Source organism: Mesobacillus sp., from assembly GCF_057785455.1.
The window spans coordinates 152,515-164,591 of the sequence record NZ_JBYNSB010000020.1 but is presented as its reverse complement, the minus strand read 5'-3'; the positions used below and the strand labels follow the sequence as shown (position 1 = coordinate 164,591).

11 protein-coding genes are annotated in these 12,077 nt (G+C 43.7%); 2 read left to right on the top strand and 9 right to left on the bottom strand.

The window, feature by feature from the left end; all coding sequences use genetic code 11:
- Positions 1-123 precede the first annotated feature (123 nt).
- Both AC3EBE_RS07545 and AC3EBE_RS07540 read right to left on the bottom strand, forming a co-directional pair.
- A complete protein-coding gene (locus AC3EBE_RS07545; protein ID WP_488594400.1) occupies positions 124-1,008 on the bottom strand; it encodes a cupin domain-containing protein in 885 nt (294 codons plus the stop codon).
- Positions 1,009-1,073: 65 nt separating this feature from the next.
- Entirely contained in the window at positions 1,074-2,669 is a 1,596-nt protein-coding gene (locus tag AC3EBE_RS07540) for a PucR family transcriptional regulator (RefSeq protein ID WP_488594503.1), read from the bottom strand.
- A 161-nt stretch (positions 2,670-2,830) separates the two neighbouring features.
- Here AC3EBE_RS07540 and AC3EBE_RS07535 point away from each other — a divergent pair, with 161 nt between their 5' ends.
- Positions 2,831-3,304, top strand: a complete 474-nt coding sequence (locus AC3EBE_RS07535; RefSeq protein WP_488594399.1) for a hypothetical protein — start codon at positions 2,831-2,833, stop codon at positions 3,302-3,304.
- A complete protein-coding gene (locus AC3EBE_RS07530) occupies positions 3,301-3,792 on the top strand; it encodes a hypothetical protein (RefSeq protein ID WP_488594398.1) in 492 nt (163 codons plus the stop codon). The genes AC3EBE_RS07535 and AC3EBE_RS07530 overlap by 4 nt, the downstream gene beginning before the upstream one ends.
- A gap of 11 nt (positions 3,793-3,803) precedes the next feature.
- Here AC3EBE_RS07530 and AC3EBE_RS07525 read toward each other — a convergent pair whose 3' ends face one another.
- The 7 genes from AC3EBE_RS07525 to preA form a co-directional block, all read right to left on the bottom strand.
- Positions 3,804-4,358: a hypothetical protein gene (locus AC3EBE_RS07525; protein ID WP_488594397.1), complete on the bottom strand. Its 555-nt coding sequence runs from the start codon at positions 4,356-4,358 to the stop codon at positions 3,804-3,806.
- On the bottom strand, positions 4,355-5,713 hold the full coding sequence (locus tag AC3EBE_RS07520) for an FAD-binding oxidoreductase (protein ID WP_488594396.1): 1,359 nt from the start codon (positions 5,711-5,713) through the stop codon (positions 4,355-4,357). The genes AC3EBE_RS07525 and AC3EBE_RS07520 overlap by 4 nt, the downstream gene beginning before the upstream one ends.
- 1,021 nt (positions 5,714-6,734) lie before the next feature.
- Entirely contained in the window at positions 6,735-6,962 is a 228-nt protein-coding gene (locus tag AC3EBE_RS07515) for a hypothetical protein (RefSeq protein ID WP_488594395.1), read from the bottom strand.
- Between the two features lie 22 nt (positions 6,963-6,984).
- Entirely contained in the window at positions 6,985-7,209 is a 225-nt protein-coding gene (locus AC3EBE_RS07510) for a hypothetical protein (protein WP_488594394.1), read from the bottom strand.
- 12 nt (positions 7,210-7,221) lie between these two features.
- A complete protein-coding gene (locus AC3EBE_RS07505; protein ID WP_488594393.1) occupies positions 7,222-8,697 on the bottom strand; it encodes an NCS1 family transporter in 1,476 nt (491 codons plus the stop codon).
- A gap of 244 nt (positions 8,698-8,941) precedes the next feature.
- Positions 8,942-10,357 carry a dihydropyrimidinase gene (gene hydA, locus AC3EBE_RS07500; protein WP_488594392.1) on the bottom strand — a complete coding sequence of 472 codons (1,416 nt, stop codon included), beginning with the start codon at positions 10,355-10,357 and terminating at the stop codon, positions 8,942-8,944.
- A gap of 427 nt (positions 10,358-10,784) precedes the next feature.
- The gene (gene preA, locus AC3EBE_RS07495) at positions 10,785-12,071 is read right to left on the bottom strand and encodes an NAD-dependent dihydropyrimidine dehydrogenase subunit PreA (RefSeq protein ID WP_488594391.1); all 1,287 of its coding nucleotides are present in this window, start codon (positions 12,069-12,071) and stop codon (positions 10,785-10,787) included.
- Between the last annotated feature and the right edge of the window lie 6 nt (positions 12,072-12,077).

Here is a 12,077-nt window from a genome sequence, read left to right as displayed (position 1 = left end):
CTGAGATCCTCTCTGCTTTCAATTCGATTTCACTAAAGAATATTGAATGTTCATAATCCCGGCTCGTCCAAGAAAAAATAAAAAAAGAGCCGAAATCCCTTTCCGGCTCTCCACATAATATTCTCAGCCCTCTTGCTCTTCGGCTGCCATCGCATCTGCCTTGGTGCGGTGTACAGTCCCAAACGGATGCTCAGGCGGGGCGTAGATGACATATAGCTTCATTTTTTCATTGCCTGTGTTTGTGATGTTATGCCATTTACCGGCTGGTACCATAATCGCAAAATCATCAGATGCCTGTGCCTGGAAATCGAGCCGGTCCGGACTGTCTCCCATTTGCACGAGACCCTGTCCCTGCTCTAGTCGGAGGAACTGGTCTGTATTCGGATGGACTTCAAGTCCGATATCATCCCCTACATCGATGCTCATCAATGTGACCTGAAAATGTTCGCCAGTCCACAGTGCCGTCCTGAATGTTTCATTCTGCGTTGTTGCTTCCTCGATGTCGAGGACTAATGGCTGGCCGCCGTAATCCTTAAGTTCTATCCTGGAGTCCTGCCTTAAGAAATGGAATCTTGACAGGTGCTCGGCTTCTTCCGTAAAGGCACGAAAGAACATTTCACGAGCTGGTGACATTTGTGTGAAGAGGTATTGCTGGTGATAGATTTCTCCATCCCTAAGTCCTGCTTCATAGGCTTTATTCAGTCCATCACGATATGAGTCAAAATGCACCCGATCATATTGATACACTGGCTGAACGCCAGTAATCGCCGCGTATAAATCAGTAAATTGTTTCAACTGGGCTTTTTTCGCTTCAAATGCATGAAGAATCGTATTTTTATGGTAATCATTAGGAGCCAGCTCAGCCAGCCTTCCATAAAAATCAGCGTCTGTTGCTTCGCCTTTTAGACAGCCTAGAATTACTTCAGCTGCCTGCTGGTAGTCCTGCTGGTAATATCCAGCACCTGAACGACAGTAAGGTTGATTATAGTAATAAGGATAATTATACATCTCTTCATTCCCTCCCCAGGTTCATCAGATTATCCTATGCCCCTGGGTGGGAATGGTGCCGAATCTTATAAGGTCTCTCGTTCAGCGGGCCTGGCCTGAATGGACGATTGGAGGAATTCATGGGAATGAAGCATGAACTCGATTGCAAGCCGCTTTTCATGATTCATAAAATCATTCCCGAGCAGCTTCTCCAATTTTTCGATCCGATGATAGAGCGTCTGCCTGACTACATAAAGCCGTTTTGCCGTTTCCTGCTTCGAACCGTTGCATGCCAGATAAGTTTTCAGCGTCTCCATCAGCTTCCCGTTATATTTTTTATCATACTGAATCACAGGCTCCAGGTATTCCTGAACGATTTCATTCAAATCGAGATGACGGTTCAAATGGGAAATCAGCCGGAAAATATGTAGGTCATCATAAAAACAGCTTTCAGATTGCTGCCCTGTCCGATTCTGGATCCGAAGAGTCTCCACAGCAGTTTGATAGCTCAAAGGAATATTCGTCAATTCCTCGACGTATTTCCCAATCCCAAGCAAAGGCTTGGACTTATGCTTGCCAATTTTCAAGTCATTCTGGACAAGCTTCTGGATGCCTTCCTTCATCCGCTGCTTCCAGGTTGAAGAATTGCGTTTATTGATAAAAATAAAGATCAGCGAATCTCTTTTCTCAATTGAAAAAAGCGTGAAGCCCTGCTGCTTAAAGACAGTCCTGAAATATAGCTTGAAATAGGTCATATCAAGATTAGTGTATGACTCATATGGTGTCAGCCTGCACAGACAAATGAATGCACCTTTTGGTTTTACTGATGGAGAATGATAGGCCAGAAACTCATGAACAGCTTCCTCACTGTACTCTCCTTCGAGCCAGCTTGTCAGCCATTCTGTTTCCTCTGCTCTTCTTTTTTCCTCGACATAATGCTTGCGAAGCAGAAATTGCGCTAATGCTGTCGCCGTCCGGTCAAGGATTAGGTGGTCAAAATCTGTCAACTCCCTGTCCTTCGAATAAATAAGCAGTTCCGCATGGTTGTCCCCCAGCAGCTGAATCGGGATCCTTGCCAGGTTCGGATCTAAAGGTTTTTCTTCAATATAAGCTAAAAGTTCTGCCCTTTCCTGTTCATTCACTTTTGGGATAAAGAGGATCTCATTTTTACTGAATACAGTAATCACTTGAATTTTTAAATAGTGTTGGATGAAAGTGAGGATTTCATTATGATCTTCAATCGTTAAAAGCTTCTTGTTCAATGCCTGTGAATAGCTTTCCAGTTCTGAAATCATTTGATATTGATGGTTGATAAGGAGAGTATGGATATCCTGGGTGATTTCCACAAAAGGAACTTCTTGTTTAAAGAGAATGATCGGAAAATGATGCGTATTAGCCAAATCGATGATTTCTTGCGGCAGTAACGAGGTATAGGTTCCAATCTCAATGCACAAAGCAGCCGCATTCGATTCGATCAGCTGCTCGACAACAGAAAGGAATAAATCCTTATCATCCCGCCAGGCAAGACCAGTCGATAAAATCAGCTCATTCCCATTCAGCAGATTCCTGATTTTTGTCACATCGACAACATGGACCCATTTTACCAGCCTATTAAGACCAGAATGGCCGGCAACAACTTCTATGTTTTCAAAATGCTTTCTTCTTAAAAGGTCTTTTACCATGAGATATGAATTCAAAGCAAAATCTCCTTTTTCAATAATGTTATCTACCACTATAAAAGAAAAAAGCTAAGGAATTTGTCGTTTTCTGCATGCTTGACTAAAAAACATATCAAAAACAGATTTGGGAATACTAAAACGACGAAAATTGAGGAGAAAAAGATATGGTTTTCTTCATATACCTTGTAATGAACGGATTAGGGCTGCTATTTTTCATCAAGAAAAAGAAAAACCTTCACATCCTTGAGATCTTGGCCTATTGGTTTTTAGCTTCATATCTCACACAAAATTTCTCGGCATTGTGTTTTATGAATTTTAAAACTCTTATCATTCCTGATAAACCTTCACTCGAATTTTCTCATTTTCTAAACCGGACGACTTTGATTCCACTGATCATGGTACTGTTTTTAGATGAATACTTAACAAAGAATAGCCTGTTCAAGATAGCTCAATTGATGGTTATATTTGTAGGAATTTTAACTGGGATTGAATGGCTCAGTCATTATTCAGGCGTATTGGTCCATTACCATTGGCAATTCTGGTGGTCGCCAGCTAACTGGTTTGGCGGCCTGTTACTATTAATTGGTTTTATGAACATTTTCCGCAGAATTCTTTTTCGAGGAGCGGATAGGAAATGAATGTCACATTTGATTGGAACGAATGGTTCTTCCTGATTTCTTCAATGACCGCATTTTTATTGTTCTTGCCCATTCGAAAATACTTTCCATTGGTCATCACCCTTCTCATTTGGATATACAATATCGCCCTGGTTTCAACGATTGATTATTTCTTAATCGCAACCCCATTTAGCATGTATTATTTTGGCGATAATCCAACATACGAAATGTCTGGTGCATTATTTCATTTATTCATGTATCCATGCGCATCGCTGCTCTTCCTGTATGTATACGATAAATTTGAAATTACTGGTAAAAGAACTGCCTGGTATATTATGTTCTGGACAATTTTCTCCCTATTTTATGAATGGGTTTGCGTGAAAAATGATGCCTTGATTTATACAGGCTGGAAGCTGATTTACTCTATTCCTGTATATCCGGCAGCTGCCATTCTACTGCTAATATTTTACAATTTTATTAAGAAAAAGCTGTTGGAACTGTCATATTGAGGGAAAGTACATCAAAGTTCCCTTGGCATTTTCCCTTGGTCTATTTTTGCAGGATCGGCATCCGTTCTCGGAAACAACAGCCAGAATCCACAAATAATTAAAACAACACCAAAAGCAGCAATGAAGATGATTGGCGTAACGATTTTCACAAAAGATAGACATACCATAATGATCCCAACGGTCAGATAATGATGGATCGCATGCAATCGGAATGCCTTCTGCTCAATATGCCAGGCATGATGGTAACCCTGTAAAAAACCTAATGCAACCTGGAAAATCAGTGCAAAATAAGGAAGCTGCTCTAAGGGAATATCCAGCAATCCTGCGAATACATAGACCAGACCCATCCCAATATATAGCAACGGGAGAAAGGAATTCTCATGCTTCGTTCTGGTCTGGTAAACACGATATCCAAAAGCGGCGCTAAAAGAAAAGCCCGCAAACAGCCATGTGAACATGGTAAATGTAAGAGAGGCCTGCTTCAGCCAGAGAATATAATAGGGAAAAATGACAACCTGCCCAACCGTTACGACCAAAGGAATATAGCGTTCGCTTTTCATCTTCATTCCGGGGCTCCCTCGTTGAAATAATAGTCATAAAAAATGTTTTGAAAAACACCATTAGGATCTCGTTTCAGCTTTTCTGCTTGGAAAGTCTCCCAGTCTGGATAGGCATTCCTGGACTGTTCTTTTGTTTGATAGTGGTAGTAAGGGAGATAATAGACACCTCCATGCTTCAGCGTCAAATCTGTCCATTTCCGGATAACACCCTCGGCATTGCTGATTTCTTCCTCTTTCAAACCATGCTGCAGCAGAACAACAAGCCCTAACATGCTTTCATCAGCATAATTCAAACTTGTATATTCATCCTTTGCAGCGTAGCGAACAGTGATGTTATGAATCTTGAAATCCTCTTTCTTATCATCAGCAGGAAGAATTCCTTTTAACTCATTGATATATTCTTCGTACTGCCCGACCGGAATGAAAAACTCCTGCAGGACCTCAACACGGCCAGGTTTGGTAAACTCCATGAAGTCTGAGTTCCCGCGCATTACGTTGTTTCTTGTAACCCTGTCTCCATCCAGAGAATGGATAAGCCTTTTTTGATTTTCCCAGAAAAAATCCTCAAATCGCCCTCCTTGCCGCCCCAGGTCCATTGCCAGCTTACCGATCCGCGCTCCATGCTCTTGCTTTAACGGAGTTTGCTGATCCTGCTGTCCAGTAGTCTTGTAATCGATCACATACATTTCTTCCAAGAAAGTCCTGGGGGCAACACTTAATCTAGCATAGTGCATAGCGGTTTCATCATTGGCCAGCAGATTGGCAAAATACTCTTCATATTCATCCGCATCAAGCTGCTCCGTATGGATTTTGTATATTTCGTTGTCCGTCAGTTCCAGTGTCACATCTAAAATTACTCCAAACAAACCATAGCCTCCAAGCATATACCTCATCCAATCTTCCGAGTCATTCCGTGTCACTGTTTTTATTTCTCCTGTCGGGATCAGGATAGTCATTTCCTTTACTGTTCCTGCCATAGGACCAAAGCGGATATCCCGTCCATGGGCATTGACCGACAGTGATCCTCCGATAGTAAAAATTGATTGAGATTGTGTCACCTTTAAAGCAAGACCATATGGCTGGACAGCTTCCTGAACGTCCTCCCATGTCGCACCGCTTTCAACCTTAATTGTTTTATTTTTTTCATCAATTTCTATTATTTTATTGAATGTCTTCATATCCAAAACAACGCTGTCCTTGTAATACGTGTGGCCTCCTTGAGAATGCTGCAGACCCGCAATCGATATCTGCTGTCCCTTCTCATTTGCTTCCTTCACGACTTTTTGCAGCTGTTTTCTGTCGCCAGCTTTCACGACCCCGGCAATTTTTTCGGGAAGCAGACCAGTGTAATCTGTTGCCATATTGTTCTGCGAGAGACCGTATTTTCTTTTTTCAGTCGGAATGTTAAAAAGCACACCAATCAGAAAAATAAATACAATTAACCCTAGAATTACTGGATTCCTAGAGATTTTTTTTATATTCCCTACCCCTATAGACCTCACCAAACCACCTCAAAAAGTGTAATATTACACTAAATATTACTGTGTTTGTTAATTTTATGCAATACTGGAATTGGTATTTTAAATTAGGAAATATAAAAAAAAGCGCGACACTAAACGAAGCGCCGCACGAAAATAGAGTTAACCTCCACTGTTTGTGTATTTAGTATCACCCAACGTATAATTCGAATCCTCACCTGGCTTAGCGTTTGAATTGGTCGGTATATGAAGTTATTATCGTTCCTATCTGTCACCAATCGATGAACTAAGCAAGACCCAAAAAGGACAGTAAGACATTCAGAAACCACAATTTCGTTTCACCTTCCCTCTATTCATTATCCCCATGAATATCGCTGCCTGCCTTTTCAAAACAAAGATTAATCTTTTCTAAGACTATCAATAAAAATAAACCCTGCTATCATATTGCCAAAGTTAAATAAGGATTTCGAAGTGGCCAGGAATTCTGGAATGGGATAAGAAAAGGGGAAATACCAGTAGAAAGAGAGATACATCATTGGGAAAGCAATAAAAGCAATTTTATAAAAGTTCACCCTCAATCTTCCCGATTTTTTTAACTCATTGAATAGTTTAGGCAGGCCGAGGTAGACACCGACTGGTATATACATTAGCAATGCATAGATATGCCAGGGAACCATTCTGTATGTTTCTTGTGCAATAGTTGAAAAATAAGAATTCACCCTGCTTATCATGATTAAAAGCACCAGGAGCCCAAAAGTGTACGATACGTAACTGAGGATTTTTTTTACGCTAAGACTCAAGATAATCCCTCCTTACTGTATGGTACTTTTGGCAAAAGCAAAATATGAATTAATTGTCGGGGCAATAAAAAAACAGCCAACCGAAGTCAGCTGTCTTATAGGTCCTAAACCATATGATATTCCTGGATCTCGCGCAGCATTTCCTCGAACTGGGCTTGATCGTAAAAATCATCAATTTCCCAGTTATTCAAGATCCAATGGACCAGCTCGGCTGAAGAGTTGAACACCTCGCCGCTTGAGTCCGCTTTTTTGATCATATAGCGTCCATTGTCCTCATCGATCGTGACTTCACAAGGAAAAACATTGTCCCGGCATCTTAAGATATACTCCATTTGTTCAACCCTCCCCTTCCTTTTAAGCCCCTGTTTTTTGCTGCTTCAGCAGCATCACTGAAAAATATTTACGCGCATCTGGAGTAAGGATTTGCAGTGTTTCACTTTCACCCTCCGCATTTTCAAACTCTACAAATGCGCCGCTCAGATTTTCGACGACATTTTTGATTTGGTAACCTTGCTGGACCATATAATCAAGCCGGTCCCTTTCCTGTAAGAAATCCTGATACTCTGACAATGATTGCACGCTCCTTCTTTTTTATGTGTTAATTGGGTTTGCAGCCTCAGGGACCATGACCGTTTCCGTATCTTCTTCAACAACCCAGTCACGTCCAACAGTAATGCCAAGGTATTTCTCATCGCTTGGATCTTCAATTTCTGCCTGTTTATATTTTACGAACCACCAGTATTTAGCAAGGTAGTAATAGACAATTGCTCCCACACCAAACCCTACGATAAACGAGTAAGAAGGGAAATAATAAGCAGCCGCCCCGCCGATGACCCAGGCGATCAGTCCTGCCATATTGAAACCGTTCATATAACGGAATTGGCCATGGTCCTCATAAAGATCATGAACATTAACTCTTCTTTTTCTCAGTAAATAATAATCAGTAAAGAGAATCCCTACGATAGCCGAGAGAATGCCGCCAATGACAAGCAGTGCAGGGATGATGATGCCAAACAGGCTCCATGGCTGCACGGCAATTCCGACTACACCTGCCATTATGACTCCGACCCAGAATGGGACCTTAGGGCCGCCAACGTTAGAGAAAATAGTTGCTGCAGGGATGACGTTTGCTGACGTATTCGTTGACCATTGGGCAAGCACGATCATCAGTAACAGCACTCCCAGGATAAAACCGCTCGCTGCCTGCTGCAAACCTACAACTGGGTCGTAGTTTAGAACAGCCACATAGGAAACCGCTCCAATAATGACCATGAACGTATTGACAATAGGCATGGCAATAATGCTTCCGGCAATTTGGGCTTTATTTCTTTTAAACCAGCTGCGTTCATTGCTAGGAGCCTTGAAGAAGCGTGATAGCGAAGGCATATCAGCTGCTAGCGTTGCCCAGAATCCCATGTTCGCCATGACAACAACCATGAATGCAGTGAATGCTGCTCCTCCAGTAACCGGGCTTTCCACCCATGCCCAAATATCCCGCCCTTCAGCCATAGCCTTGTCAGAAAGAGATACATACATCCAGCATGAGATGATAATGATAACCGGAGCTGCCAGGTCAGCAAAGCGTTCAACTGCCTTGATCCCAAGCGCGGTATTCACCAGCTGCACTGTTGCGAAAAAAACGAAACAAATAAACCAATTATCAAATCCATACAATAAATTTAAAATGCCATTGATGGCTGTCGCACCAAAATAAGTGTTAATGCCAAACCAGCAAGATGCTGTTATCCCTCGCACCAGCGACGGAATATGAGTTCCTATCGTCCCAAACGGAGCCCTCATATAGACTGGAAAAGACAGGCCGTGTTCGACGCCGATATCCCCTATAATTGTCATGAAAATACCGATTGCTACAGAACCAATCAGAGTAGCCACGATTACCCAGCCAAGCGGCAGAGTTTGAATTCCGGAACCGCCAATCGCAAAAGCTGCCAAAACAACAGCCATCCCAATCCATATGACAGAAAAACCAAACGCACTGATTTTCCTGTCACTATGGGAGATTGGCATCAGGTCAGGTGATTTTAAATAACTTCCTTTCTTGCTCATCCAGACACCCCCAATAAATATACTAAATTTTCTGAATTCAAAAAACATAAGAAGCTAACTTACCGTTTTTGCTGCTCTCGTGATGTCACCTCCTCAAATTAAAGTCCAAGACCGAAGCAATGATTCTATCATAACCTGACCAACAGCAAGGGAGCTGGCTCCCTCACTGCGGTCCCTGGAATGGATCATTTACAGGATGGCAACTGCGAATTCTGAAATGTATTTTTTCAGGGTGTCTGCTAGATTAGAAGGTTAACGATTTATTCTCGTTGATTTTGGTTTCTCCATACTTCGCCCTCTTCAGGTACTGACCCGCCCCTGGCTTCCCAACGAATGTTTTATCACGGATGACAAACTCTCCCCTTGATAAAACAGATACGGGTTCCCCTGTGACCTTCATTCCTTCGAAAGCGCTATAATCGACAGCCAGATGGTGTGTTTCAGCAGAAATCGTTCTTTCCACTTTTGGATCAAAAATCACGATGTCCGCATCCGCCCCCACGGCGATCGTCCCTTTTTTAGGATACAGGCCGAAAAGTTTCGCAGCACGAGTCGAAGTGACATCGACAAACTGATTGAGCGAAATCCTTCCCTTCAAGACACCCTCTGAGAACATGATGGATACACGGTCCTCAACAATCGGCCCGCCATTTGGAATCTTCGAGAAATCGCCTCTGCCCAATTCCTTCTGGCCTTTAAAATCAAATGAACACTGGTCCGAACCCACTGTTTGCAGCTGCCCAGTTTTTAGCGCATTCCATAAAACATCCTGGTTCCATTTTTCACGAAGAGGCGGCGACCAAACATATTTTGCACCTTCGAAATCAGGTTTTTCGAGATATGATTGATCAAGCACTAAATACTGAGGGCATGTTTCACCCCAGACTTCAATCCCTTTATCTCTCGCCTCTGCAATCTTTCTTGATGCATCAGCACAGGATACGTGTACGACATATAGCTGGGAATTCGCAAGTCCTGTGAAGGTTGCAGCCCGCTCAGTCGCTTCTCCTTCAATTTCCGCCGGCCTTGTCAATGCATGATAAATCGGATCAGTGTTCCCTTGAGCCAGTGCCTGTTTTGTCAGGTACTCGATTACATCGCCGTTTTCCGCATGGACCATAACGAGCGCTCCAAGATCCTTAGCAGCAATCAGCGTCTTGAAAAGTGTCTCGTCATCGGCCTGCAGAACGTTTTTATAAGCCATAAAAACCTTAAAAGATGTAATACCTTCATCATTTATCACAGACGGAAGCTGGCCCAGGACATCATCATTGATTTCCCCGATCATCAAGTGGAAGCCATAGTCGATGACCGATTTCTCATTTGACTTTGCATGCCAGGTATCAATGGCATTTTTCAAAGGGATTCCCTTATTTGTTAAGCAAAAATCGATGACAGTCGTCGTGCCGCCGAATGCCGCAGCAATCGTCCCGGTTTCAAAATCATCCCTGGTAACCGTCCCGCCGAACGGCATATCGAAATGGGTATGCGGGTCGACTCCGCCCGGGAACACATAACACCCTTTAGCATCGACAAGCTCTGCCCCCTGCGCCGGCAGGTTCTCCCCGATCATGCTGATAACGCCATTCTCAATCAGCACATCTGCCTTGTACGTATCCGTTGCTGTCACGATTGTTCCGTTCTTTATTACCTTTTTCATGTGTTCTCCTCCTTCGGGAATGATGGATTGCGTTTGGTTGCCATTTTTGTTTTATTGGTAACCTTTTTTTGTAGCTTTGTTTAACAAGGCTGTTGATTTTCGTTCCAGGCACTTCGCTTTCCTCTGAAGAATTATGAAAATTCTTCTTGGGGCGTGCGGTGAGACTCCTCGTCGCTCCGATTCTGCGGTGTCTCACCTGCCCGCTAAATCCCGAAGGAGTCTACGCGCCTTCCACTACAATCAACAGCATTTAAAAAATCAACATTTTGCTTTAACTGAGCCTCTAATAAAGGAAAATCAAGGTTAGTTACCTTTTTTCCCTGCAACATGGATTTGCCGAACTAAAAAAGCTATTTCGGCAAGTTTCTTTTCCAAAAACTAGATTTGCAACACCGCAAGCTTATTCAGATCGTTTTTTTAAAATTAGTTACTTCACAACAGGATCCACGCCGCAAGCCAGCACACCCAGTGCTGCCTGGCGCTCGTTCCAGGTCATTGGCGGCAGCTCGCTCTTGAGTTCGACCATGTCGATTGCGCCGTCAACCGGGCAGACAATCGAGCAGAGGTTACAGCCGACACAATCTTCTTCGCGCACTTTCAGATAGCTGTTTCCACTGGCATCCTTCAGCATGTCGATACATTGGTGCGAAGTGTCCTCGCAGGCAATGTGGCACTTGTTGCAGTTGATGCAGGTATCATTATTGATCCGAGCGACGACTTTATAATTGAGGTCAAGGTCGCCCCAGTCAGAGTACTTTTGAACAGACTTGCCTACCAGATCCATGGCGGAAGCAATTCCTTTTTCATCAAGATAATTGTTCAAGCCCTCGATCATGTCCTCGACAATGCGGAAGCCATGATGCATCGCGGCTGTACAAATCTGCACACCTGTGGCTCCCATCAGCATGAACTCAACCGCATTCTGCCAGTTGGAGATCCCGCCGATGCCCGAGATAGGGACATTGATTCGCGGATTTCGGGCACACTCCCCGACCATATGGAGAGCAATCGGCTTAACTGCCGGACCGCAGTATCCTCCATGTGCCCCCTTGCCGCCAACATGAGGAACGGTATCCCATGTATCGATATCTACAGCTGCAAGGCTGTTGATTGTATTGATCATGCTGATTGCATCTGCCCCGCCTTCTACCGCGGCCTCTGCCGTTACGGTAATATCCGTGATATTCGGCGTCAGTTTGACGATTACCGGTGTTTTGGCAACTTCTTTTACCCAATAGGTCTGCTTCATGACAAGCTCTGGCACCTGGCCGGATGCAGCACCCATGCCGCGTTCCGCCATCCCGTGCGGACAGCCGAAGTTCAGTTCCAGTCCATCGACACCTACATCCTCAACGCGCTTGACAATCTCATGCCATTTTTCCTGCTTGGGCTCGACCATTAAAGATGCAATAATCGCATGATTCGGGAACCTCTTTTTCGTCTCATAAATTTCCTTCAAATTGACCTCGAGCGGCCGGTCTGTAATCAACTCGATATTATTGAAGCCAGCGACTCTTTGGCCGTTAAAGCTGACCGCAGCAAATCGCGAAGACACATTCAAAATAGGATCTCCTAGCGTCTTCCAAACCGCACCGCCCCAGCCGGCTTCAAACGCGCGCTGGACCTGGTAGCCTGTGTTGGTTGGAGGAGCAGACGCTAACCAAAACGGATTCGGTGACTTTATTCCTGCTAAATTAATGCTTAAATCTGCCATTGTCAT

Coding starts and splice junctions, on each gene's coding strand:
- AC3EBE_RS07540 (WP_488594503.1), bottom strand. CDS start 2,669: ATGGTAAAAGACCTTTTAAGAAGAAAGCATTTTGAAAACATAGAAGTT.
- hydA (WP_488594392.1), bottom strand. CDS start 10,357: ATGAAAAAGGTAATAAAGAACGGAACAATCGTGACAGCAACGGATACG.
- AC3EBE_RS07535 (WP_488594399.1), top strand. CDS start 2,831: ATGGTTTTCTTCATATACCTTGTAATGAACGGATTAGGGCTGCTATTT.
- AC3EBE_RS07505 (WP_488594393.1), bottom strand. CDS start 8,697: ATGAGCAAGAAAGGAAGTTATTTAAAATCACCTGACCTGATGCCAATC.
- AC3EBE_RS07530 (WP_488594398.1), top strand. CDS start 3,301: ATGAATGTCACATTTGATTGGAACGAATGGTTCTTCCTGATTTCTTCA.
- AC3EBE_RS07520 (WP_488594396.1), bottom strand. CDS start 5,713: ATGGCAACAGATTACACTGGTCTGCTTCCCGAAAAAATTGCCGGGGTC.
- AC3EBE_RS07545 (WP_488594400.1), bottom strand. CDS start 1,008: ATGTATAATTATCCTTATTACTATAATCAACCTTACTGTCGTTCAGGT.
- AC3EBE_RS07515 (WP_488594395.1), bottom strand. CDS start 6,962: ATGGAGTATATCTTAAGATGCCGGGACAATGTTTTTCCTTGTGAAGTC.
- AC3EBE_RS07525 (WP_488594397.1), bottom strand. CDS start 4,358: ATGAAGATGAAAAGCGAACGCTATATTCCTTTGGTCGTAACGGTTGGG.
- preA (WP_488594391.1), bottom strand. CDS start 12,071: ATGGCAGATTTAAGCATTAATTTAGCAGGAATAAAGTCACCGAATCCG.